A 21,573-nucleotide genomic window follows, 5' to 3' on the forward strand; every position below is an offset into this window, starting at 1 on the left:
GTGCTTCATTTCGCGCTGACGAATTCGTTCGTGTACGTGCCGGACAAATCCACGTGCTTGCCCTTCACCGAGGGATTGAAACTCGAGAGCACCTTCAGCACGGTCGCCGGACCGTCGGCGGGCATCTTGCCGTCCGCGGTGTACATCGGCAGCGAGGCCTTGAGTGCGCTCACGTAAAGCGCCTTGTCCTTTTGATAGTCGGCGGGCATTTGCGCGGCGATTTCCTCGGCGCTGTGCGTGTGAATGAACTGCATCGTGCGCACGAACGCGTGCGCGAGCTTCACCGCCTGAGCTTTGTGCGACTCGGCCCATGCGTCCTGCACGTACAGGCTTGCGGCGGGATAGGTGCCGCCGAGCGCGGCGCGCGTGCCTTCCACCGTGCGCATATCGACGAGCACCTTCGCGTCGCCGGCTTTCTGCAGCGCCGAGACGGTCGGCTCGGTCGTCATGCCCGCGTCGATGCGCCCCTGCTTGATGGCCGCGATGAAGCTCGCGTCCGCGCCCACCGGCAACATCGTGTACGCGCTCGAGGCGATGCCATGCTGGCTCGCGAGATACTGCGTGAGAAAACTGGTCGAGGACCCGAGGCCCGTAACGCCGAGCGTTTTGCCTTTGACGTCGGCCATCGACTTGATCGTGCCGGCCGCTTTCGACGACACCATTTCCACTTCGCCCGGCACCTGACCGAACACGACGATCGCCTTGACGTCCTTACCCTTGGTCTGCAAGTCGATGGTGTGATCGTAGAAGCCCACGACGGCCTGCACCGCGCCGGCGAGCAGTTCGTTCTCCGCATCCACGCCCGCAGGCTGCGAGAGCAGTTCGACGTTCAGCCCTTCGTCGCGGAAATAGCCCAGCTGCTCGGTGAGGCGCGCGGGCAGGTAAATGAGCTTCGTAATACCGCCGACCATGATGGTGATCTTGTCGCCGGCATCGTCGGCGGCATGCGCGCCTTGAAGCGCCATGGCAAACAGCAGGCCACCAGCGAGTGCGGCTCGCCGCAGCGCGCCAAAACTGGATTGCATTGATTGTCTCCGTCAGGATGGGTAGGCGGCGCGATGCTCACCGCCTCGATCGTTCCGGGAATTCTAGAGATTCGAACCCTTCCCGAAGCTTTCGCGGGTCACGCGGATTTATACGGGATTTCCATGAGCGGCGGCATTATTTATGCTTTTAATCGCTCTGAATGATAATGGCTTTTATTCAGAATGCCGGTCGAGCCGCCATCGATTCAAACAGGATTCCTGATCGATTGCGCGCAAAGCAGCAAGACCCGGATTATGGGTCTCTGCCAGCGGAAACTTGCCAGCCAAATCGCGCTTTAACTCGGCAGCGCGCCTTTCATGACGCGCACCACATCGTTTGGCTCGATGCTCGTGACGTCGGTCTGGCCGATGAGCGGGGTACACCTGAAGAAGTCGTTCTCCACGTACCGGGTCCTCGGGTCGATATCGTCGCTGAACAACGCGACGGTCGGCACGCCGGCCGCGTGCGCGATATGCAGCAGGCCGCCGTCCGCGCCAACGAACAGCTTGCTCTGACCGATGAGCGCATAGCATTCGTGGATCTTCAACTTGCCGACCAGCGAGTCGAGTTGCAAATGCCTGAATGACATGGCAGTGAGATCGTTGGCTTCCTTGAGCCCGTTGTCCGATCCGATCAGCACATATTGATAGCGCGACAACTCGGGATCGTCATCGAGCCGGGCAAGAACGTCGGCCCACTTGCCGTAGATGCGGTTCGATTCCCTGCCCCCGACCGAAATCGCAATTCTGCCGGCCCACGCTTGCGCCGGAAAATCCTGGCTCTGTGGCGCATCGAGAATCAGCCGCGAGTTCCTGTACAGCGCGGCTTCTGCGATCCCGGAATTCAGAATCTTGTTGAACGAGTAGTAGCTGAACTGGATATGGTTGAAATTGCGCCCGGCATACCATCCAATCAGGCTCGTAAATCTGGCCTGACCGGCATAGCGGATTTTCTCTTTAATGACGCGAATGCCGAGCTTGTTCAGAATAATGAAATCGTATTCGCCGAAATCGATTTCACGATAATCCGTATAGACTTTCGAAAAATACCGATCGTGCCGGAACAGTTCGGCCAGAGACGGATCGAGCACCACGTCCAGCTTGTACGACGTGCCGCTGAGGAGCGCACGCCCGGAAAGGTCCATCAGCGCGTCGCCGAGGTTGTTGACGCCGCTGTAGAACAACAGGATCCGGGCGCCCGGGCGCAACTGCGCAGATTCCGTATACAGACCCAGTTGCCGGTTCAGCGAAAGTATCGACCACTTATGCAGCTGCTTCTTCAGAAGCGAAAGCTTTTTATAAGCGGAAAGGCTCTCGACCTCATCCTGGACGATTTCCGGATGGGGAACGCGAAGACTCTTGCTGATAAAACCGCGGACCGTATCGACTTTCATTGTTTACTCAGCAGGAGCCCTGTCCAGCCCATCCGTAACCTTTGACCGAGCGGCTATTATGCCACCCGGCGCGAAGGTCACAGAACGCGCTGGACGGCCCGGGCGGAGTCCGTGATGTCCTGCCCGAAACCGGCGACCGTGTTGCAGCCCGCCAAAGCGGCCAGTGCGCCGACCATCGATATCACCACCAGAATCCGTCCGATCATGTTCAACTTCCCCTAAGCTCGATTTTTGATTGTTGCGCGGGCGGCTGCTCATAACCTCTTGCCCGCGGAATCCAGCCCCATTTGAGATGGCCGGAATTTCGTATTCTGCCTGCGCTGGGTCCGCGCGCGCAACCTGGCGGCGGGTGCGGTTGCGCGCGGGGGCTTTGCGCCGCCCGCGCGAGAAGGCTTACACGTGTAAAGCGTGCCGAGCCGGCATATCGTGCGAGCCGGCCAGTCTGAACATCGAAACGGAGCCCTTGAGGTCCTTCGCCTGGGCGGCGAGCGCGCTTGCCGCCGCCGCGGCCTGCTCTACGAGCGCCGCGTTCTGCTGCGTGACCTCGCGCGCCGCTTCGACGGCCGCATCGCCGCCCAGCGAGCGCAGGATGCCACGGTTCACCACTGCCACGACCGCCGAGAGCGCCAGCGCGATCGCCGCCAGAATGCCCAGGCTCCAATAGAGCGTCACGCGAAACGCCGCGTCGATATCGTCGACATAAAGACCGGTCGTGAGAATCCAGTCCCACGGCTGGTAGCTCACGCTATAGGAGATTTTCGGCGCAACGTCGTTCGAGCCAATGCGCTTGAACGAATACGACACGAAGCCCTGACCTTCCTGCTTGATGACGGCAACGATCTCCTTGAACAGATAGACGCCGTTCGAAGCAAGGGTTTCCGGGCCGCCTCTCAGTCCCTGTTTATATTTTTTAGGCACGTTCTGCGGCCAATTAGCACAGGGCCGGAATGCGTCAGAGCGTTATCATGATCAAAACATTCATCAACGGTGAATGTTTTCTAGCATCCCATCCGCATATAGTTGGTTATCCTATCGTTTATCTCGAGTCTTCCATGAACACGACCCGCCTCAAACTCGACGAAACAGACGAAGAACGCGAGGTCCGCGACGCGCTGCGCTGTGTGATCGATCCCGAAGTGGGCGTGAACATCGTCGACCTCGGGCTCGTGTATGGCGTAGAACTCGGCAACGAAGGTCTGAAGATCGAAATCACGATGACCTCGCCCGCGTGCCCGATGGGGCAACTCATCATGGACGAGGTGCAGGCCGTGGCCGAGGAGTCGGTGCCCGAGGGCGTACCCATAGAAATCGCGCTCGTGTGGGAACCCGCATGGGAGCCCGCCATGATGAGCGAGGCGGCGCGCGCCGTTCTGGGCTGGGAGCCCGACTGACTGACTGCACAAGCGCCGTAGTCAGGCTCGCGGCACGCAGGCGCACATCATGAACATTGCCCCATCACTGCGCCATCTCGGCAAGCTCGTCGCCGCGCTGACGATCGTCCTCGTACTCGTTTGCGCGGTGATGGCGGGACTTGCGCGCCTCGGCGTTCACGTAACCGACCACGCGATGACGAGTGTCGCGTGGCACGGCGTACTGATGCTGCCGGTCTTTTTCGGCGCGCTCGTCAGCCTCGAACGCGCGGTCGCGCTGCAGCGCGCGGTTTATCTGCTGGCGCCGGCCAGCGCGATCGCTGCGGGCATCGTGCTGATCGCAGGCGCACCGCCCGTGGCCGCACAATGGCTGCTCATCGCGGCGGCGAGCGTCTCTCTCGTCGCGAGCCTACAGGTGTTGCGCAAGCAACCGGCCCTCCATCTGGGCGTGCTCGCGCTCGCGGTGCTTGGCTGGTGGTTCGGCAATCTGGTCTGGGCAATGACGAACGATGCGTCGTCTTCCGTGCCGTGCTGGCTCTCGTTTCTGGTTTTGACCATCGCCGCCGAGCGGCTCGAACTCACCCGCATGCTGCGTCTGCCGCGCGCAGCCCGCCATGCGTTTTTCGTGCCGCTCGCCTTGATGATCGCGAGCCTGCCCTGGGCGTTGTGGAAGCCCGAATATGGAACGCGCCTTTTCGCGGCGGGAATCGTCCTGCTCGCCATGTGGCTGGCCAGATATGACATTGCACGTCGCACGGTGCACCAGCGCGCACTCACGCGCTTTATCGCGCTGTGTCTGCTCGGCGGCTATGGCTGGCTCGCGCTGAGCGGCGCGCTCGGCCTCGCCGGCGCACTGTTGCCGGGGCATCCATGGCATGACGCGGCGCTTCACGCGCTCACGCTCGGTTTCGTGTTTTCGATGGTGTTCGGCCACGCGCCGGTCATCGTGCCCGCGCTCACGCGGCTGCCCGTGAAATACCATCCGTTGTTCTACGCGCCGCTCGCCGTGCTCCACGCGGGACTCGCCCTGCGCGTGACGGGCGGGCTCGCCGAACTGCTCTGGCTGCGCAAGGCAGGCGGCATTGCGGGCGCCGTGGCGCTGGCGCTGTTCGCGTTGACGCTCGCCACTGCCGTGCTCGCGGCACGCCGGGACCGCGCCCGGCGTAGCGGCGGTAGACGGATTTCGAACCCGACGCATTCTTCGTAGTCCACGACACGAAGGTGTTTCGATGAAAACGCGGCGTGCATCGCTCTCCTAACGTTCAACCGTTCTTGACGGCAACCAGCAAAAGAACGCCCATCGGACGATACGGATAGAATTCACGACAATCCGGCAGTGGCTCCAATGCGGCGGAATCGTGACGAAGCCATCGAGGACAGCGTTCGCTTCGGCTCTGACTGAGCCTCAAGACGCACGGCGAAACGCCGCTTTTCCATGCCACGCGGTTCAAACGGCTCGCTACGCCCGCGCTGTTGATCGAGGCGGGAGCCGATCCGTCCGTCGCCGATCCGCAAGGCCGCGATAGCATGGCGATTGCACGCGAACGCAAGCTGCCGGCGGGTATCATTAACACAACCACGCACCACACCGGGCCCTCTCGTCCATGCGCATTTTCGGAATCAGCCTTTACGTCATCATCGCGCTGCTCTTTGCAGTGCATGCCATCCGCAACCAGCAGAACATGTACTGGCTGCTGATCCTGTTTCTGTTCCCCGGCCTCGGCAGCCTCGTCTACTTCTTCGTCATCTATCTGCCGAGCCTGCGCCAGTCGCGCGGGGCGAGGGCGACAGGCCGGGCCATCTCGCAACTGGTCGATCCCAACCGCGCCGTGCGCGAAGCGCGCAACGATTTCGACCGCGCGCCGACCGTCGCGCACCGTATGCGCCTGGGCGCTGCGCTGCTCGACGCGGGCAACGCCGTCGAAGCGCTGGAGCACTACCAGGCGGCGGCCACCGGGCCGTTCGCATCCGATCCCGCGTTGCTCGAGGGCCTCGCGCGCGCGCAGTTCGCCAACGGCCATGCCGCGGCCACCCAGGAGACGCTCGAAAAACTGTTCGCCGTCCAGCCCGTCGCCCGCCAGCAGCCGGATCCCTCCTTGCTGTATGCACGGGCGCTCGCCGCGAACGGCGCAGCGGGCACGCGCGCCGCGTTCGAGGCCGCGCTCTCGTGCGCCAGCGACGCCGCCCCGCGTTGCCTGTTCGCCGACTGGCTGGCAAAGCAGCCCGGCGACGCCGACCGCCAGCGCTCGCGCGAGCTTTACGCCGAGATCGTGCACGACGCGAAGCACTGGCCGCGCCACGCCCGCGAGCACAACAGCGAGTGGCTGCAACGGGCTCAGGCCGCATTGAGCCGATAGCGCAGAACTACCCGCGAGGAGCCGCCGTGCGAGAAACCACCGTCAAGTTCAAACGCGGCATGTTCACCGGGCTCTTCACGTTCGTCGCGCTGATCTGCGTGCACCCTTTTACGGCCCGCTATCCGTCGCTGGGCATCGCCGCGTTTGCCGGCGGCGCTTGCGCATTCGTCGGCACACAACCGGCGAGCTGGTTATACCGGCCGTGACACGAACGCTGCGCGATCACAGGCGCGAACGCATACCCGTATGCGCCAGCGCGCGGCGCCGCACGGCCATCAGCGTGCAAATCCAGATCGAGGCAGCGAGGTTGACGGCCGGATAAAACGCGACGGCCACCGTCCACTTTTCCAACGCCAGCACCGCCAGCAGATATTTGAGGACGCACAGCGCGAAATAGAGCAGGCTTTCGCTCCAGGGATCGCGGAGCGTCTTGCGCATGGTCGGACCGAGACCCGCGAGTTCGATCAACGTCACGATGACGACCGAAAGCGTGGGGTCGGCCGTGAGCAGCCAGACGGGAATCGCCGAAAACGCGGCGCCGAGAAAGAACCAGTCGGTTTTCGTCCAGTTTCGATCGCCGCGAAAAATGCTCGCCACGAACGTAAGGAAACACGTGAAGGCGATTGCCGCGGTACACCACGCGGAAGGCCCGGCGCCCGCCACGAATTGCGCGGCGGCGGCAATGGCCGTGACGACCGACCAGACGAGCCATGTAAAGAGATGCGGACGGATGCTGCGCCGGTAGATCGCGAGTCCGTACGGAATGGCCGCGAACAGCGAGATGGCCGTACCCGCCGCGCCAAAGAGCGCTGCGGTGTCGTGGTGTGCGCCGGTCATCGGGCCTGGAATCGATATGACATGGCCTGCAGGATGCGTTTAGTCCGGCGTGTCCGTGTCCATGCGCGCGCACATGCGCCGGTAGGTGGCCGGCGTCATGCGGTACGCGCGGCGAAACCAGCGGCCGAGATGGCTCTGGTCGGCGAAACCCACTTCCGCGGCGACCCGGGCCGGCGTGTGACCCGCCGCCAGCAGCCTGCGCGCGGCGCGCAGGCGCAAGCGCACCAGGTACGCATGGGGCGACGTGCCGAACTCGCGCTGGAACAGGCGCGTCAGACGAAACCGGTCGATGCCCGAGCTGTCGACGAGTTCATCGAGCCCGATGTTCGCGCTCATGTGTTCGTGCAGCAGATCGCGCGCACGGGCCAGCGCGGGCGAAGCGGGGGGCGCCGCCGCGGTCGTATCGAGCAGATGGCCGCCCAGGTGCTCCAGCAAGCGGTCGAGCGCCACGTCGCGCGCGAGCCGGCCTTCCTCGCCGTATAGCGCGAGAAACGCACGGCGGATCGCCTCGATCAGGCGCGGGTCGTCCACGAGCGTCTGGCCGAAAGCGGCCGCCACGCCGCCCAGGCCCGCGATGTTCAGCCTGCGCGCCGCACGCTCGACCCACGGCTGCGGCAGGTACAGCATCGCGTAGGTGAAGCCGCCCGGCTCGGGCGCGTGGCCGTCGTGCAGCGCGCCCGGCTCGATCAGGATCGCGCGGCCCGGCACGCTCGTATGCAGCGACCGGTGACACTGAAAGCGCTGCACCCCCTGCTCCGTATAGCCGATCAGCATGTCGTCGTGATCGTGGGGGTCGTACGCGTGGCCGCTGAAATGCGCGCGCAGACTCTCGATGCCCGTCTGCGGATCGCGCCGCGCGACGAGCCAGTGATCGTTCCGGCCCTCAGTCACCGTGGCGTTCGTCATGGCAAGCCTGGCTCCCTGATCCCGATTCCTTTCCCAAGGGCACGAGTGTACGCCAGCCCTGCGCGGAGGACAGAGCGTGCCCTCGGTCTCTTCGGGGCCCGCTCTATCGGGTTCAGTCGTCGAACTCGCCGGCCTGCAGCGCTTCGTCGAAATCCGTGATCCACGGGGCGAAGTGATCGGTGTCGTAGGTGGCCGTCTTGCCGTTGGCGATCCGTGTGACGGATACCTGGCGAATCGCCGCGCGCTCGCCGCCGTTGGCCGTTTTCTCATGGTCCGAGATGCGGAACTCGCGCAGGTCGAGGCCCCGGCTCGCGAGCACAGCCTTGACGTCTTCCTGCTCGTCCCAGGAAAACTCGGCGAAGTCGTGGGCGGTCATGTTCGTCTCCTCCAGGCATCATCAGGGACTGCACGGCGCGACGGGCAATCCTTCGGCCTTCCAGCGCAACATGCCGCCGGCGAGATTGGCCACCTTGCCGAAGCCCGCCTTGCTCAGCAAAACGCTTGCCTGCGCGGAGCGCACGCCGGAGCGGCACACCGCCACGACCGGCCGGTCGCGATCGAGCTCGTCGATGCGCGCCGTCAGCTCCGAGAGCGGCACGAGCTTCGCATCGGGCAGATGGCCGAGATGGTCGATGAACTCGGGCGCCTCGCGCACGTCGACGATCTGCAGCGCGGCCGCATGCTCCAGCAGCGCCATGGGCTCGATTTCCCATACGCCGCTAAAGCGCAGCGTGAGCGGCGCCCAGTCGGGCGTTTCCTGGATCGGCGCGTCGCCTTCGGGCTTGCCGCAGCGCAGGTTGGCGGGCACCGCGACGGCCATCTGCTTGGGGTGCGGCAAATTCAGGTTGTGCATGTAGCCCGCGAAGTCGCCGAGATCGACGTCGCCGCCCAGGCGCGGATTGAAGCGCCGCTCTTCCGCAACGCTCGTGACCGTGATGCCGCGATAGTCGTGCGCCGGGTAGAGCAGGCAGTGGTCGGGCAGCGTGAGGATCTGCTCGCGTACCGAGGTGAACAGCTGTTCCGCGCTCCCGCCCTGAAAATCGGTGCGGCCGCAGCCGCGTATCAGCAGGCTGTCGCCGGTGAAGGCCATGCTCGCGTCGTCGAGCACGTAGGTCAGGCAGCCGCTGGTGTGGCCGGGCGTGGCGCGCACTTCCAGATACCGCTTGCCGAAGGCGATGCGATCGCCGTGCCGCAGCGCACGGTTCACGCCCTCGGCGCCCACTACGTCGGCGAGCGCGATCTGGCTGCCGCTGCGCTCGCGCAAGCGCCACGCGCCCGTGACATGGTCGGCATGCACATGGGTGTCGAGCGTCGCCTGCAGGCGCAGGCCCAGCTCCTGCAGCAGCGCGAGGTCGCGCGGCACCTGCTCGTAGACCGGGTCGATCAGCAGCGCCTCGCCGCTTGCGGGGTCGCCGAGCAGATAGGTATAGGTGGACGATACGGGGTCGAAAAGCTGGCGAAAGATCATCGCGGCTCCCTGTTTGGGCAAACGCGTGGTTTGCTTTCCAGTATGCCGCATCCGGTTTCGACCCGGCGGCTCGACGTGCGCGATCTACCCGCATTTGTTCGGCAGCGAACCAAAGCGCGGGAGGCCGGCAATGCGAACGCCGCGCCAGGTCCGCGCCAGGTCCGCCCGAGCTTCTGCAGCACCGAAGCGACAATGCGATCGCAGCATCCCCCGCCGAATTCGAACAACTCGGGACCCAGCCGGTCGACCTCCTCGGCCAGCGCTTCGCGCAGCAAATTCCTCGCGCGGAAATGACGGCTGCGCACCGTGGCCTCAGGGATATTCAGCACCTGCGCCGTTTCCTCGATGCTCATTTCCTCGACGGTCCTCAGCACGAAGACCGTGCGAAAACCTACGGGCAAGGGGTGCGCTTCGGCCAGCGTCGCCTCCTCATTCGTCATGGTCCCGGCTCCACGATCACGGTGCCATGCATCACCGGATGAAACTGGCACGAGTAGGCATGGCGTCCCCGTTTGCTCACGACATATCGCCATGATGCACCCGGCGCAATGCTGCCGGAGTCGAACGTTTTGGCGTCGGCGGTGACCGTGTGCGCCACGAGGTCCTTGTTGACCCACACGACGCTGTCGCCGGCGTGAACCGTCACGCTCGGCGGATCGAAGCGCATCTGCTCGATGGCGACGACGTAGCGGGCGGCCGCCGCTGGCCCGGCAGCGGCCGCACACACGATTGCGCACACGCCCAGCGCAACACGGCGCAAGCGGCTCATTGCGAAGTCGCGAGCGACGCCTGCACGCGCTTCGCGTGCTCCAGATGCGCGACGAACGCCGGGCGGACCTTCACGAGCAAGGCCTTCAGCTCGGCGTTTTGCGCGCTGGGAATGAGCGTCTTGTCGAGCGCGTCGATGACCTGTTCGTGATACGTCACTTCATGGTCGATATACGCGCGATCGAACGCCGCGCCTTTGAGCGTCTCGAGATTCGCCATGTTGGCCTCGCCACCCTGCTTCAGGCTCTCGCTGGTCGGATTGGCTTCGGGCGTGACACCCAGCTTGGCACGAGTTTGACGGCTGCCTGATTCACGAATCGCGAGGCTGTTCCCATTGGCAAACCGAAAATGGAAGAAAGGCCGCTGTCAGCCGTTTAACACATATCCCGGCGGGGTGCTTAAAAGGACTGAAATCATGACCAGAATCTTGTTGTGCGCCATGGCTTGCCTTCTGCCCATCGCGGTGTTCGCGGAAGCGCCGAAAGTGACCAACGGCATGGTCGTCGACGATGACGGCATGACGCTCTATACCTTCGACAAGGACACGGTGCAAGGCAAAAGCGCCTGCGCCGGTGCGTGCGCAAGCATGTGGCCGGCCGCGCTCGCCGACGCCTACGACAAGGCCAGCGGCGACTGGGGGCTGATCGCTGCCGAAGACGGCAAGCATCAATGGACCTACAAGGGCCACCCCCTCTATCGCTACTCGAAGGACACGCACGCCGGCCAGATGAACGGCGACGGCTTCAAAGGCATGTGGCACACCGTAAAGCCCTGACATTATTTCGGTTAGCTAATCGACTGTCATTGCCCGGGCCGCCCCGGTGTTTCGGGGCGAGCCGAGGAAAGTGACGTTGCATTGTTGTCGATCAGTTACCCGTGCGCAACGTCCAGACCGTTGCCGCATTGGTGCTGTCGTCTACGGCGGCAAACTGCGAGTGGTGCTGGCTGTCCATGCCGAATGCGAGCCCGAACGCGGAACCCGCCGTGGGATCGACCGACATCTGCGCGACGAACTGCCCTTCCACGGTGAATTCGACGATCTCGCTGGGCTGTTGCGGGTCGGCGTTTACGGCGTCGCCGTTGGCCGTGACGAGATGCCCGTTCGGGGCGAGCGCAAGGGCAAGCGGTCCGTGCAGATGGGTGTTGTCCTGATAGATCAGCCGCCCCACGCCGCCGCCATGATTCGCACCCGCCGCGCCGTAGATGGCGAACACCGCGTTGTCGCCCGTCGAGGCGACGTAGAGCACGTCGTGCTGGCCATCATAGGCGAGGCCCGTCGGGCCGACGACGAGTGCAGCCGGATCGGTGCGATGCAGGTAGCCCGAAGCGACGATCGTCGAGGAGGGCAACTCCGTCACGCCGTTCTCGCCGATCGCGAGGTCGATCCGGGCGACGGTGCCATTGAGCACATCCGAGACGAAGACCTTCACGAACTGCCCGCCGTCGAGCACGGTGAGGTCCCAGGGGCCGTCGAGCAGCCGCGCATCTTTTAGTTCCTTAACGAGCCGACCCTGCGGATTGATGACGAGAAGCGAGCCCGGCGCGATGACGTTCTTGCCGTCGGAGGTCGGCACATTGCCCACCAGCACGAAGCCGCTTCTCAGCACGGCGAGCGCCGTCGTGAGACCGAGGTGCGCGCCCTGGAAGAACGTCACCGGCTGGCTATTCGGAACGAGCTTGACGATCGTCGTGCCGGTGCCTTGCAGATTCGACTGCGCATTGAAGTTGGACACCACCACGTCGCCGGGTTTGAGCGTGCTCCACGAGGGCACGCCGAACGGTACGAATGCAATGCCATACGGATTGACGTCGCCGTTGGACGGCACGGTCGACGAAGTCGCGAAGGCCGGCGGCAGGATCGCCTGCAGGGCGTCGGCGCGGACGGTTCCCAGCGCAAGGGCGAAGAGCCCGGCGCCCAACGCCAGGTGACGCAGTCGCGGCACGAACGCCGCCCGGTTCCGGCCGAAGTATGAACGACATGCAGACAACGAGCGAGAAGCTTTCATCTGACACCTCCTTCTCGCGGGGACGGTCCGGAGCGCCAGGACGACTCGCGCGGCCAGTGAACGCACCATGCTTCGCGCGCCCCGCGTCTTGCGTAAACGATCCGCAGGCGGGGCTATTCCGCTAAACGCGCTTCAACGCTTTGCCACGCCGATTTTCGCTTTCGGCGCAAGCGCAGGCGCCGCCAGTTGCTCCACCAGAAAGTCCACGAACGCCCGCACCCGCGACGTCAGATAACGCGCGTGCGGATACAGCAGAATGAAAGGCCGGGTACGTCCACCCTCCTCGCGCAGCACTTCCACGAGCCTGCCTTCGCGCAGGTCGTCGGCCACCACGAAGCGATACGTCTGGAACAGCCCCGCCCCCGCGCGCGCGAGCGTCACGCCGGCGAGCGCGTCGCCCAACGTTCCGTAACTTCCGCTCGTGATCACATCGCCGTCTTCATTGGCATTGCCGTCGAACGTCCACGCAAGATGGCGACCACTACTTGGCAGTTCGAACTGTATGCATTCGTGCGACTGCAGATCCGCCACGGTCTTCGGCACGCCCGCGCGCTTCAGGTAAGCGGGCGTTGCCACCACCACCATCTCCGCGTCTTCGAGCTTGCGCGCCACCAGGTTGGAATCGGCGGGCGCGCGTCCGCGAATCGCCAGGTCGAAGCCTTCGTCGGCGAAGTCGATATTGCGGTTGCTCAGATGCGTGTCGACCTGCACTTCCGGATAGCGCTCGCGAAATGCCGGCAAGAGCGGCAGCACGCGATAGTGCCCGTAGGGCGTGGGCATGCTGATGCGCAGCACGCCGGCCGGCGTGGTCTGTTCGCCCGTGACTTCGCGCTCCGCATCCACCAGTTGCGAGAGCGCCTGGCGGCACTGCTCGAAGTAGCGCCGTCCCGCATCGGTCAGTCGGATCTGGCGCGTCGTGCGCACGAACAGGCGCACGCCGAGCCGCTCTTCGAGCCGCGCCACGGATCGGCTTACCGCGGCAGGCGTGACGCTCGCCGCATTGGCCGCCAGCGTGAAGCTGCCCAGCTCCGCCGCCTGGCAGAACAGTTCGATGCTGCCCAGCAGCAGATCGTCGAATTTGCGTTGCATGCCCGTTTTCTCCTGATTGCTCCCGTTCGCGCCCGATGCTTTAGTTCTATCCTGAAGCGTCCCACATAGGCGAATACTCATCACCCCTGGAGGAGAACATCGTGTCCGTCGAACAAAAACTTGCCGATCTCGGCCTCGCCCTGCCCACCGCGCCGCAACCGCTCGGCAACTACAGAGCAGCTTCCGAGGCGGGCAATCTGCTCTTCATCTCCGGCCAGGGGCCGCTCGTCGACGGCAAGCTGCGCTGGAGCGGACGCGTGGGCGCGGAGCTGACGCTCGAACAAGGCCGCGAGGCCGCGCAACTCACCGCCTTGAACGTGCTCGCGCAAATCAAGCGGCACCTGGGCAGCTTCGAGCGCCTGCATCACATCGTGCGCATGGAAGGCCACGTGAGCAGCGCAGAAGGCTTTCTCGAGCAGCCCGTCGTACTCGACGCCGCGTCGGATCTCTTCGCCGCCGCGCTCGGCGAGAAGGCCGGGCACGCGCGTTCCGCGTTCTCGCATGCGCGACTGCCCCTCGATCTGCCCGTCGAACTCGTGGTGATCGCGCAGATTCTGCCTGCCTGAAGCGGTCTATGCCGCCATCTAAAGGAACATCGGCACGCGCATCCATCGCGCGTGCCGATGTTCCCGTTTGCGTTTATCGAATGCCGCTCAAGCGAACACCGACTGCAACCGTGCGATGCTCTCGCGCGTCTCGCGCTCCAGTTGCGCCACCAGCTCGGCCGCCGGCAACGCGCGCGCGAGCGGCGCGGCCTGGCCCGCCCACTGCGCACCGTAGCCGGATTCTCCCTTGGCCTTCGCAGCCGCGATCAGCGCCTTGCCCGCGTCGTACGTGATCGGATAAGACGGCACGCGCGGCGCCTTGGGGTCCTCGCCAAGCGCGGTGAAGCGGTTGACGATGCTGCGCGCAAGCCGCCCCGAGATCGCCGAGGTGAAGGTGGTATGGCGCGCCGCGTCGCCGAGCAAAGCGGCCCGATAGCCTTCGTCGGCCGCGCTCTCCGGGCAGGCCACGAACGCCGTGCCCAGTTGCGCCGCCTGCGCGCCCAGCGCGAGCGCGGCAGCAATGCCCGCGCCGTCCATGATGCCGCCCGCCGCGATCACGGGCACGTCGAATTCGCTCACCAGCAGGCGCGTGAGCGCGAACGTGCCGAGGCCGTCGTCGCGGGCATTCTGGTCGAACACGCCGCGATGGCCGCCCGCCTCCACACCCTGCGCGACGATCGCATCCACGCCCGCCTCCACCGCTGCGGCCGCTTCGTCGAGACTGGTTGCGCTCGCAAACAAACGGATACCCGCATGCTTGAGTTCGGCGATCACCGCATCGGGCGGCAGGCCGAAATGGAAGCTCACCACCGCCGGCTTCTCTTCGAGCAGCATGGACTGCATGACCTTGTCGACGACGAAGCTCGTGTAGATCTCCGAGAGCGACGCGGGCGCCTTCGCACCGTATTGCTCGAACACCGGCGCGAGCCAGTCGAGCCACGCGCGCTCCACGGCCGCGTCGGGCGTAGCCGGGCGATGGCAGAACACGTTGACGTTGAAGGGCTTGGCCGTCAGCTCGCGCGTCTGGTGGATCGCGCGGCGCGCGTTCTCCGCGTTCATCGCGGCCACGCCCAGCGAGCCGAGCGCGCCCGCATTCGACACGGCGGCGGCCAGCGCCGGCGTGGTGGTGCCCGCCATGGGCGCCTGGATGATCGGCTTCTGAATGCCGAGCGAGCGCAGCAACGCCCGCTGGTCCACTTGAGTGCTCATGTTGCGTTCCCTCCGGATCCGTTCCCGTTTCAAGCGTGAGCGCGGCGCTGCGCCCAGTGCGCGAGTCCGCCGCATGCGACCAGCAGCGCACCGGTCGCGAAGAACACGGCGTGCAGGCCGAAGTGAACGCCGATCACGCCGCCGATCACCGGGCCCACCACCTGGCCGCTGAATTGCGCCGACTGCAAATAGCCGAGCATGCGGCCCGTTTTGCTTTCGTCCACCGACTGCCGCGCGAGCTTGCCGATGGACGGCAAGAGTCCCGCGAGCGTCATGCCCATCACCACGCGCAGGCCCGCGAGCTGCCACCAGTGGGTGACGAACGCCTGCGGCACCATCGCGAGCCCCGTGAGCACGAGGCAGGCGACGATCACGCGCCAGCTCCCGAAGCGGTCGGCCAGCGCGCCGAGGCGCGCCGCCGTGAGCATGCTGCCAAGCGCCGAGCATGCCATGACCACGCCCGCCACGCGCGCGAGATGCGCCGCGCCCACACCCAGACTGCCGATATACACCGTGATGACGGGCTCGATCGACATGTTGGCGAGCAGCACCATCATCGCGGTCACGAGCAGCGCGGCCAGCACCGCGTAGTCCGGACGGCGCGCGCCGCTGCCCGCACCGGCCGCCGCATTGCGTGCGTGCGGTTTCGCGTCGCTTTCTGGATGAAACTCTTCCTTCACCACGAAGATGGTCAGCAGCGCCGCCACGGCGATCATCGCGCCGCCGGCGAAAAAGGTGCCGCGAATGCCGATCCAGCCGGGCAGCACGCCGCCCACCAGCGGGCCGACGAGATTGCCCGCGAGCGCGCCCGTGGAAAGAATGCCGAGCGCCCAGCCTGCGCGCTCGCGCGGCGCCTGGGTGCCGACCATCACCGTGGAAGCCGACGCGTAGCCACCCACGAGGCCGGCGATCAGACGCAGCGCGACGAGCTCGTACACATTGTGCGCCACGCCGATCAACGACATCACCACGGCCATGCCGATGGCCGCGCGCACGAGCATGGGCTTGCGGCCATAGCGGTCGGCGAGACGCCCCCAGACCGGCGCGGTGAGCGCCGTGCCGAGGAAGGTCGCGCCGAATGCCACGCCCGACCACTGGATCACGGCGGACTGCGAGCTCACGCCGAGCTGCCGCACGTAGAGCGGCAGGAACGGCAGCAGCATGCTGAGGCTCACGAGCGTCGTGAACGAGCCGATCACGCACACGACGAGATTGCGCCGCCAGTACTGCGCGTTGCGCTCGGAGTAGCCACGCGGCTGCGGCTTTGTCTGCTGGAGTGCAGCCACGGGAGAAGAAACAGTGGTATTCACCTGGCCCTCAACGCGGAGAAGAGATCGACGAAGAGCGCGAGCACGAGCGCCGCGGCGCCGATCGCGAACAGCACGAGGTAGTTGCCGCCGCTCGACGAGAACACGAACGACAGCCCGTAGGCGGCAACCGCCTGCATCACGGCGAAGCTCGTCGTGGCGCGGCTCCACGCGCCCTTCACGGCAGATGGATGGTGCGCGAGCAGCTCGTTCACGCGGCCCAGCACCAGCGGCACGATGCCGGGCGTGAAGGCGCCCACCAGCACGGCGGAAACCATGAGCCCCGCCGGACCGAAGAGGCCGAGCGCCGGAATCGCGACCGCCACGGCCTGCACCAGATACGCGGCGCGCAGCGCCGGACCGAAGCCCGCGCGGTCGGCGAGGTGCCCCGCCGCGAGCGGGCCGACGATCGCGCCGATGCCGTACAGCACCCAGAACTCGGCGCCCGCATCCACGCCGCGGCCCAGCCCGCGCGCCACATAGTCGACGAGGAAGATCATGTGCGGCACGAGCCCCACGGCATTCAGCCCGTATTCGGCATAGAGCGCGCGCAGTTGGGTGCGGGGGTAAGCCTTGGCGTGCTCGAAGCGCGAAGGCGCGTGAGCGTGCGCCGGCGTGCCGTGCTCGGGCCAGCCGTTCCACGCCACGGCCGTGAGCAGCAGCGAGACGACGGCAAGCCCGAGCCACGTGGCCGTCAGGCCCTGGCGCAGCAGAATCGGCACGATCGTGCCCGAGGCGGCAATGCCGAGCCCGATGCCCGTGAAGATGCCGCCGCTCGCGAAACCGCGGCGCGCTGCCGGCACGTGCGCGAGGATCGTGGGTGCGGCGAGCACCATCAACGCGCCGCCCGACAGGCCCGAGGCGAAGCGCCAGACGAAGAACCAAAGGAACGAAACGGGCACCGCGCAGGCGACGAAGGCGAGGGTCGCGAGCAGCATCATCGCGCGCAGCACGGTGGCGGGTTTGGCGGCGCGGACCATCGCGCCCGCGAGCAGCGCGCCGGCCAGATAGCCGCCCAGGTTGGCGGCGCCGAGGTAGGCGGCAGTCGAGGCGGGGAACCAGTGGGCGCCGATGATGGCGGGCAGCAACGGCGTATAGGCGAAACGCGCGAGGCCAATACCGATGAGGCTTGCGCTGGCCCCGGCGAGCGTGCCCCGCCAGACGTTGTAGGCCGCAGGCGCGGACGGATTCGAGACGGCTTGATGCATGACGACTCCCGGGAGCGCTTGCAATGAAGCACGCGCTGAACATGGGAGCCAGTCTAGGTTAGATCGTGCAGCGAGAGAATCGCCGCGATACGTAAGTCATTCTTCCGCGTGGCGAACGAATGGCGAATATCGCTCAATCGGCGTCGGTAATGCGCCTGGCCTGCTCGAAGTACTCGCGCAGCCGCGGCGTGGCGAAATCGACGAAGCTGCGCACCTTGGGCACCGAAAGGCGCCCATGCGGCGTGACGAGATTCGCGGGCAGCGGCGCATGTTCGCTGTCGCGCAGCACGATCCGGAGCCGCCCCGCCTCGACCTCCTCGGCCACGTGATACGAAAAGAGCCGCGTGACGCCGTGCCCCGCCACGGCCGAAGCCCGCGCCGCACGTATCGTATTCACGATGAAGCGCGGCGAGAACTGCACGACCTGAGGCAGCGCGGTCTGACGCGCCGCCGGGAAGCTCCACGAGTCGAGCCCGAAATGCGTCATCGAGATGATCGGATGGCTCGCGAGATCGGCGGGCGTCTCGATGGCGGGATGCGCGGCGAGATAGTCGGGCGAGGCGACCACCACGCGCCGTACCTCGCCCACCGGAATGGCGACGAGCGTCGAGTCCTGCAGATGCGCAATGCGCAACGCCACGTCGATGCCCTCGTCGATGAGGCTCGCGGGCCGGTCGAGCAGATGCAGGCGGATCGACACCTCGGGGTGGCGGTCGATGAACTCCTCGATCATCGGGCGCAGCACCTCTTCGCCCACGGCCACCGCCGCCGTGACGCCCAGCAGCCCGCGCGGCGCGGAGCGCTCGTCGGCGGCGAGCAGGTCGGCTTCTTCGAGATCGGCGAGGATGCGCCGGCACGCCAGCGCATAACGCTCGCCCGCCTCGCTCAGGCGGATCGTGCGTGTGGTGCGGTACAGCAGCGGCGTGCCGGTGTGCGCCTCGAGGAACGCAATGGCCCGGCTCACCGCCGCGGGCGAGCGGCCCAGCCGGCGGCCCGCGCCCGCGAGACTTCCCTCGTCGAGCGTGGCGACGAAAACCTTCATGGCGTCGATTCGGTCCATTGCGCGTTCTGGCGTGCGGTCGCTTCGCTCTGTGAATTCCGCGTCGATCTTAGCGGATATCGCGCAGGCGTTAAAATCGGCGCTTCCCCTTTTGCGGCAATCGATCACTCATGAAGTGCCTCACCCTCTCGCCGGCCCTCGCGGCCCTCGCGGCCCTCGCTGCCATGGCGCTGGCCGCCACTCCCGCCCTTGCCCAGACGTCGTCGGGCGATTCGAAGCGCGACTGCGCGATCGGTTATGTGACGGGCGTTGCCGGCTCGGCGCAAAGCGTGCGCGACTATCTGGCCACGCCCGACCGCGACCGCATTCGCTACCTGAAGGACAACGAGATTCAATGCAAGATCGCCGACGACGACAGCCACGCGTCCGGCTGCACCGGCGTCACGCTGCTGAAGAACGAGAAGGTGAGCGTGTACGACGATAGCGACCCTGCCACCACCGCCATCGTCGTGCGCGTCGAACTCGATCGCGGCACCTACCCGGTGATCATCGTCGCGCCCAAAAACGAAGTGAAGTGCGACGAGTGAGCGGCGCGTCGTTAGCCTCGTAGTTAGCCTGCTAGTCAGCGCGAGCTACGCTCGCACGCCGCGATGTCCGCCTCGGTCACGCCCGCCATGCGCGCGGCATCGACGATCTGCGACCAGCTCGTCGCATCCACGGGAATGCCCTGCGCCTCGCGCGTGCGCCGCGTCGCGTCCTCGCGCTCGCCGGGCAGCAGGATCTCGTCGACGCCCGCCACGCGCCGCGTGGCCTTCAGCCATTCGACGAACGCGAGTGCTTCCTGCTCGCGCGAGGGCGCGTCGAACGCCGCCGGATCGACGATCACCGACGTCATGCAATTGACGATCGCGTGCGAGGAGACGATGGTTTGCTCGCGCGTCGTGAAGCCGCCCGAGAGCGCGCCCGCCAGGATCTCGCACATCGCGGCGAGCCCCGAACCCTTGTGGCCCGCCACCGCGCCGCCGAATGCGCGCAGCGCGCCGTGCTGGGTGTCGCTGAACAGCGCGCCCGGATCGCGCGTGGGGTGGCCGTCGCTGTCGATCAGGGCGTCGGCGGGCACATCCACGCCCTTGTTGTACGCCACGCGCACTTTCCCCGCGGCAATCGCGCTCGTGGCGAAGTCGAGCACCAGCGGCGAGCGCCCCTCGAGCGGAAACGCCGCGCAAAACGGATTGGTGCCGAAGCGCCGGTCGATGCCGCCGAACGGCGCGACGAGCGGATCGCCCGCGACGTTGACGAAGTGGAACGACACGAGCCCGGCGCGCGCACATTGTTCGGCCCAGTGCCCGATACGTCCGATGTGATGCGCGTTGCGCAGGCCGAGCGCACACACGCCGAGCGACTTCGCACGCTCGATGCCGTGCTCCATCGCCTCGAACGCCGTGACTTGCCCGAAGCCGCGCCCGGCTTCGATCGTGAGCACCGCACCGGCGTCGCGCGCGACCTGCGCGTGCGCGTTCAGTTTGAGCTCGCCTTCGCGGCACGACAGCATATAGCGCGGAATCATGCCCACGCCGTGCGAGTCGTGCCCGGCGAGATTGGCTTCGACGAGATGGTCGGCGACCAGCGTCGCCTCGCGCGCCTCGCTGCCGGCCGCGCGCCAGATGGCGACGACGAAGGCGTGCAGCGCGCGAGCCTCGATAACGACTTCTGAACCTTTTGCAGCAGTGGCATTCGACATGTACGTGACCCTGTGTGTGGCAGCGAAACAAGAGGCGGTGCTGACGCGCTTACGTGCGCGGCGCGTAAGCCGGTTCGTCGACGCCGCTGGCCTCCGGCGCCCGGAGCGGCTCGACGCGTCCGACAATCACAAGATAGCTCACGGCGCCGAGCACGCAAAACCCGCCGGCGACCACGAGCGGGATCGTGAACGAGCCGCGCGTGAGCTGCAGCATGACGCCGGTAAACGTCGTCAGCGCGATGCCTGCGAGATTCGACGCGAAGTTCTGAATGCCCGCCAGCGAGGCGACATGCCGCGGCGTGGGCGCGACGTCGGCAGGCAGCGACCAGATGCTGGCCGCCGCGGCTGCGAGGCTCCCGTATGCAATCGCGAAGAGCGCGAGCATTACATAGACATCCTGAACAACGCCGGTGAGCGTGATCACGGACGAAAGCAGCATGCCGCCGACGATGCACGTCTTGCGCGCGGCAGTCAGGCTCCAGCCGCGCTTGACGAGCGTGTCGGAAAGCCAGCCACCCAGCCAGCCGCCAGGGATCGAGGCGATCGCGGGCAAAGTCCCGAGCGTGCCGAGCGACTTGAGCGAGAAACCGCGCGCCTCGACGAGATAGCTCGGGAACCACGTAATGAAGAAGTAGATGACGAAGTTCAGGCAGAAGAAGCCCAGCATCATGCCCCACACGGTGCGGTAGCGGAACAAGGCGCTCCAGCGTATCGAGGCGGCGGCCGGCGCGGGGGCGCGCGGCTGCTCGAGTGCGGCCCGCGCCTCGGGTTCCCGGTACATCACGACCCAGCCCAGGATCCACACGAGCCCGAGCGCGCCGGTAATCACAAACGACGCCTTCCAGCCCCACGCGGCCATGATCGCGGCCACGAGCGGCAGCGAGAGTGCGGAGCCCACGCGCGAGCCGCTGTCGAAGATGCTCGTGGCGAGCGCGCGTTCGTCGCGCGAGAACCACTGGCTCACGAGCTTCGCGCATGACGGATACGCCCCTGCCTCGCCCACGCCGAGCATGAGCCGGCAGCCGAACATCGCCGCGAAGCCGCCCGCGACCGCGGTGGCCGCGGTGAACACCGACCACCAGCCGACGGCGAACGGCAACGCGATGCGCGCGCCGGCCCGGTCGACGAACCAGCCAAACGGCAATTGCATCACGGCGTAAGTCCAGAAGAAGCCGCTGAGCAGCAGCCCCATGGCGGCAGGACCAATGCCGAGGTCCTTCATGATGTGCGGCGCCGCCACCGCGAGATTGGCGCGGTCGATGTAATTGACCGCAATCGCCAGAAAACAGAAGAAAATGACCAGCCAGCGCGATTTTTCCTGCATCGAAAGCACTCCTTCTGAA

At 66.0% G+C, this 21,573-nt stretch carries 24 protein-coding genes and 2 pseudogenes; 7 read left to right on the forward strand and 19 right to left on the reverse strand.

Going from position 1 to position 21,573, the window contains the following annotated elements:
- Positions 1–5 precede the first annotated feature (5 nt).
- The 4 genes from AB4Y40_RS08100 to AB4Y40_RS08115 all read right to left on the reverse strand — a co-directional run bounded on the left by AB4Y40_RS08100 (position 6) and on the right by AB4Y40_RS08115 (position 3,337).
- Complete coding sequence (locus AB4Y40_RS08100; RefSeq protein WP_368687227.1) at positions 6–1,025, reverse strand: ABC transporter substrate-binding protein; 1,020 nt, start codon at positions 1,023–1,025, stop codon at positions 6–8.
- Between the two features lie 296 nt (positions 1,026–1,321).
- On the reverse strand, positions 1,322–2,419 hold the full coding sequence (locus tag AB4Y40_RS08105) for a glycosyltransferase family 9 protein (protein ID WP_368687228.1): 1,098 nt from the start codon (positions 2,417–2,419) through the stop codon (positions 1,322–1,324).
- A gap of 77 nt (positions 2,420–2,496) precedes the next feature.
- Positions 2,497–2,625: a hypothetical protein gene (locus AB4Y40_RS08110; protein WP_368687229.1), complete on the reverse strand. Its 129-nt coding sequence runs from the start codon at positions 2,623–2,625 to the stop codon at positions 2,497–2,499.
- Positions 2,626–2,812: 187 nt separating this feature from the next.
- Entirely contained in the window at positions 2,813–3,337 is a 525-nt protein-coding gene (locus tag AB4Y40_RS08115; protein ID WP_368687230.1) for a cache domain-containing protein, read from the reverse strand.
- Between the two features lie 134 nt (positions 3,338–3,471).
- On the opposite strand from AB4Y40_RS08115, the gene AB4Y40_RS08120 reads away from it, so the two are divergent.
- The 4 genes from AB4Y40_RS08120 (at position 3,472) to AB4Y40_RS08135 (ending at position 6,352) form a co-directional block, all read left to right on the forward strand.
- Positions 3,472–3,810 carry a metal-sulfur cluster assembly factor gene (locus tag AB4Y40_RS08120; protein WP_368687231.1) on the forward strand — a complete coding sequence of 113 codons (339 nt, stop codon included), beginning with the start codon at positions 3,472–3,474 and terminating at the stop codon, positions 3,808–3,810.
- 49 nt (positions 3,811–3,859) lie between these two features.
- A complete protein-coding gene (locus AB4Y40_RS08125; protein WP_368687232.1) occupies positions 3,860–4,996 on the forward strand; it encodes a hypothetical protein in 1,137 nt (378 codons plus the stop codon).
- Positions 4,997–5,393: 397 nt separating this feature from the next.
- On the forward strand, positions 5,394–6,146 hold the full coding sequence (locus AB4Y40_RS08130; RefSeq protein WP_368687233.1) for a hypothetical protein: 753 nt from the start codon (positions 5,394–5,396) through the stop codon (positions 6,144–6,146).
- Between the two features lie 26 nt (positions 6,147–6,172).
- Positions 6,173–6,352: a hypothetical protein gene (locus AB4Y40_RS08135; RefSeq protein ID WP_368687234.1), complete on the forward strand. Its 180-nt coding sequence runs from the start codon at positions 6,173–6,175 to the stop codon at positions 6,350–6,352.
- A 16-nt stretch (positions 6,353–6,368) separates the two neighbouring features.
- Here the strand turns inward: AB4Y40_RS08135 and AB4Y40_RS08140 are convergent, their stop codons facing one another.
- The 7 genes and pseudogenes from AB4Y40_RS08140 to AB4Y40_RS08170 form a co-directional block, all read right to left on the reverse strand.
- Positions 6,369–6,983 carry a hypothetical protein gene (locus AB4Y40_RS08140; RefSeq protein WP_368687235.1) on the reverse strand — a complete coding sequence of 205 codons (615 nt, stop codon included), beginning with the start codon at positions 6,981–6,983 and terminating at the stop codon, positions 6,369–6,371.
- A gap of 39 nt (positions 6,984–7,022) precedes the next feature.
- Positions 7,023–7,889, reverse strand: coding sequence for an AraC family transcriptional regulator (locus tag AB4Y40_RS08145; RefSeq protein WP_368687236.1), 867 nt, complete (start codon positions 7,887–7,889; stop codon positions 7,023–7,025).
- Positions 7,890–8,001: 112 nt separating this feature from the next.
- Positions 8,002–8,265, reverse strand: a complete 264-nt coding sequence (locus AB4Y40_RS08150) for a hypothetical protein (RefSeq protein WP_368687237.1) — start codon at positions 8,263–8,265, stop codon at positions 8,002–8,004.
- A gap of 21 nt (positions 8,266–8,286) precedes the next feature.
- On the reverse strand, positions 8,287–9,357 hold the full coding sequence (locus AB4Y40_RS08155) for an MBL fold metallo-hydrolase (RefSeq protein ID WP_368687238.1): 1,071 nt from the start codon (positions 9,355–9,357) through the stop codon (positions 8,287–8,289).
- Positions 9,358–9,524: 167 nt separating this feature from the next.
- A pseudogene (locus AB4Y40_RS08160) lies at positions 9,525–9,758 on the reverse strand (sigma factor-like helix-turn-helix DNA-binding protein); the annotation flags it as partial.
- Between the two features lie 35 nt (positions 9,759–9,793).
- Entirely contained in the window at positions 9,794–10,126 is a 333-nt protein-coding gene (locus tag AB4Y40_RS08165; RefSeq protein WP_368687239.1) for a cupredoxin family copper-binding protein, read from the reverse strand.
- Positions 10,123–10,439, reverse strand: a pseudogene (locus AB4Y40_RS08170) (DUF4142 domain-containing protein); the annotation flags it as partial. The gene AB4Y40_RS08165 and the pseudogene AB4Y40_RS08170, both read right to left, overlap by 4 nt.
- Positions 10,440–10,540: 101 nt before the next feature.
- Here AB4Y40_RS08170 and AB4Y40_RS08175 point away from each other — a divergent pair.
- Positions 10,541–10,900: a hypothetical protein gene (locus AB4Y40_RS08175; protein ID WP_368687240.1), complete on the forward strand. Its 360-nt coding sequence runs from the start codon at positions 10,541–10,543 to the stop codon at positions 10,898–10,900.
- A gap of 91 nt (positions 10,901–10,991) precedes the next feature.
- Here the strand turns inward: AB4Y40_RS08175 and AB4Y40_RS08180 are convergent, their stop codons facing one another.
- Together AB4Y40_RS08180 and AB4Y40_RS08185 are read right to left on the reverse strand one after the other, a co-directional pair.
- Entirely contained in the window at positions 10,992–12,131 is a 1,140-nt protein-coding gene (locus tag AB4Y40_RS08180) for a hypothetical protein (RefSeq protein ID WP_368687241.1), read from the reverse strand.
- Positions 12,132–12,263: 132 nt separating this feature from the next.
- Entirely contained in the window at positions 12,264–13,220 is a 957-nt protein-coding gene (locus AB4Y40_RS08185; protein ID WP_368687242.1) for a LysR substrate-binding domain-containing protein, read from the reverse strand.
- Positions 13,221–13,321: 101 nt separating this feature from the next.
- On the opposite strand from AB4Y40_RS08185, the gene AB4Y40_RS08190 reads away from it, so the two are divergent.
- Positions 13,322–13,786 carry a RidA family protein gene (locus AB4Y40_RS08190; protein ID WP_368687243.1) on the forward strand — a complete coding sequence of 155 codons (465 nt, stop codon included), beginning with the start codon at positions 13,322–13,324 and terminating at the stop codon, positions 13,784–13,786.
- A gap of 87 nt (positions 13,787–13,873) precedes the next feature.
- On the opposite strand, the gene AB4Y40_RS08195 is transcribed toward AB4Y40_RS08190, so the two are convergent.
- From AB4Y40_RS08195 to AB4Y40_RS08210, 4 genes are all read right to left on the reverse strand, one after another.
- Positions 13,874–14,974: an NAD(P)H-dependent flavin oxidoreductase gene (locus AB4Y40_RS08195; RefSeq protein ID WP_368687244.1), complete on the reverse strand. Its 1,101-nt coding sequence runs from the start codon at positions 14,972–14,974 to the stop codon at positions 13,874–13,876.
- Between the two features lie 29 nt (positions 14,975–15,003).
- Positions 15,004–16,284: an MFS transporter gene (locus AB4Y40_RS08200; protein ID WP_368687245.1), complete on the reverse strand. Its 1,281-nt coding sequence runs from the start codon at positions 16,282–16,284 to the stop codon at positions 15,004–15,006.
- Positions 16,281–17,489 (reverse strand): YbfB/YjiJ family MFS transporter, encoded by a 1,209-nt coding sequence (locus AB4Y40_RS08205; RefSeq protein ID WP_368687246.1) that lies wholly within the window; start codon positions 17,487–17,489, stop codon positions 16,281–16,283. The genes AB4Y40_RS08200 and AB4Y40_RS08205 overlap by 4 nt, the downstream gene beginning before the upstream one ends.
- Positions 17,490–17,622: 133 nt before the next feature.
- Positions 17,623–18,549, reverse strand: coding sequence for a LysR family transcriptional regulator (locus tag AB4Y40_RS08210; RefSeq protein WP_368687247.1), 927 nt, complete (start codon positions 18,547–18,549; stop codon positions 17,623–17,625).
- 110 nt (positions 18,550–18,659) lie between these two features.
- Here AB4Y40_RS08210 and AB4Y40_RS08215 point away from each other — a divergent pair, with 110 nt between their 5' ends.
- Positions 18,660–19,076: a hypothetical protein gene (locus AB4Y40_RS08215; protein ID WP_368687248.1), complete on the forward strand. Its 417-nt coding sequence runs from the start codon at positions 18,660–18,662 to the stop codon at positions 19,074–19,076.
- Between the two features lie 35 nt (positions 19,077–19,111).
- Here AB4Y40_RS08215 and AB4Y40_RS08220 read toward each other — a convergent pair whose 3' ends face one another.
- On the reverse strand, positions 19,112–20,230 hold the full coding sequence (locus AB4Y40_RS08220) for a malate/lactate/ureidoglycolate dehydrogenase (RefSeq protein WP_368687249.1): 1,119 nt from the start codon (positions 20,228–20,230) through the stop codon (positions 19,112–19,114).
- A 49-nt stretch (positions 20,231–20,279) separates the two neighbouring features.
- Complete coding sequence (locus AB4Y40_RS08225) at positions 20,280–21,554, reverse strand: MFS transporter (RefSeq protein WP_368687250.1); 1,275 nt, start codon at positions 21,552–21,554, stop codon at positions 20,280–20,282.
- Between the last annotated feature and the right edge of the window lie 19 nt (positions 21,555–21,573).

Origin of the sequence: Paraburkholderia sp. EG287B (assembly GCF_040965595.1) — a bacterium.
Lineage (GTDB): Bacteria > Pseudomonadota > Gammaproteobacteria > Burkholderiales > Burkholderiaceae > Paraburkholderia.

Coding starts and splice junctions, on each gene's coding strand:
- AB4Y40_RS08145 (WP_368687236.1), bottom strand. CDS start 7,889: ATGACGAACGCCACGGTGACTGAGGGCCGGAACGATCACTGGCTCGTC.
- AB4Y40_RS08150 (WP_368687237.1), bottom strand. CDS start 8,265: ATGACCGCCCACGACTTCGCCGAGTTTTCCTGGGACGAGCAGGAAGAC.
- AB4Y40_RS08210 (WP_368687247.1), bottom strand. CDS start 18,549: ATGGACCGAATCGACGCCATGAAGGTTTTCGTCGCCACGCTCGACGAG.
- AB4Y40_RS08110 (WP_368687229.1), bottom strand. CDS start 2,625: ATGATCGGACGGATTCTGGTGGTGATATCGATGGTCGGCGCACTGGCC.
- AB4Y40_RS08205 (WP_368687246.1), bottom strand. CDS start 17,489: ATGCATCAAGCCGTCTCGAATCCGTCCGCGCCTGCGGCCTACAACGTC.
- AB4Y40_RS08225 (WP_368687250.1), bottom strand. CDS start 21,554: ATGCAGGAAAAATCGCGCTGGCTGGTCATTTTCTTCTGTTTTCTGGCG.
- AB4Y40_RS08185 (WP_368687242.1), bottom strand. CDS start 13,220: ATGCAACGCAAATTCGACGATCTGCTGCTGGGCAGCATCGAACTGTTC.
- AB4Y40_RS08140 (WP_368687235.1), bottom strand. CDS start 6,983: ATGACCGGCGCACACCACGACACCGCAGCGCTCTTTGGCGCGGCGGGT.
- AB4Y40_RS08165 (WP_368687239.1), bottom strand. CDS start 10,126: ATGAGCCGCTTGCGCCGTGTTGCGCTGGGCGTGTGCGCAATCGTGTGT.
- AB4Y40_RS08180 (WP_368687241.1), bottom strand. CDS start 12,131: ATGAAAGCTTCTCGCTCGTTGTCTGCATGTCGTTCATACTTCGGCCGG.
- AB4Y40_RS08100 (WP_368687227.1), bottom strand. CDS start 1,025: ATGCAATCCAGTTTTGGCGCGCTGCGGCGAGCCGCACTCGCTGGTGGC.
- AB4Y40_RS08105 (WP_368687228.1), bottom strand. CDS start 2,419: ATGAAAGTCGATACGGTCCGCGGTTTTATCAGCAAGAGTCTTCGCGTT.
- AB4Y40_RS08130 (WP_368687233.1), top strand. CDS start 5,394: ATGCGCATTTTCGGAATCAGCCTTTACGTCATCATCGCGCTGCTCTTT.
- AB4Y40_RS08220 (WP_368687249.1), bottom strand. CDS start 20,230: ATGTCGAATGCCACTGCTGCAAAAGGTTCAGAAGTCGTTATCGAGGCT.
- AB4Y40_RS08155 (WP_368687238.1), bottom strand. CDS start 9,357: ATGATCTTTCGCCAGCTTTTCGACCCCGTATCGTCCACCTATACCTAT.
- AB4Y40_RS08175 (WP_368687240.1), top strand. CDS start 10,541: ATGACCAGAATCTTGTTGTGCGCCATGGCTTGCCTTCTGCCCATCGCG.
- AB4Y40_RS08120 (WP_368687231.1), top strand. CDS start 3,472: ATGAACACGACCCGCCTCAAACTCGACGAAACAGACGAAGAACGCGAG.
- AB4Y40_RS08195 (WP_368687244.1), bottom strand. CDS start 14,974: ATGAGCACTCAAGTGGACCAGCGGGCGTTGCTGCGCTCGCTCGGCATT.
- AB4Y40_RS08215 (WP_368687248.1), top strand. CDS start 18,660: ATGAAGTGCCTCACCCTCTCGCCGGCCCTCGCGGCCCTCGCGGCCCTC.
- AB4Y40_RS08125 (WP_368687232.1), top strand. CDS start 3,860: ATGAACATTGCCCCATCACTGCGCCATCTCGGCAAGCTCGTCGCCGCG.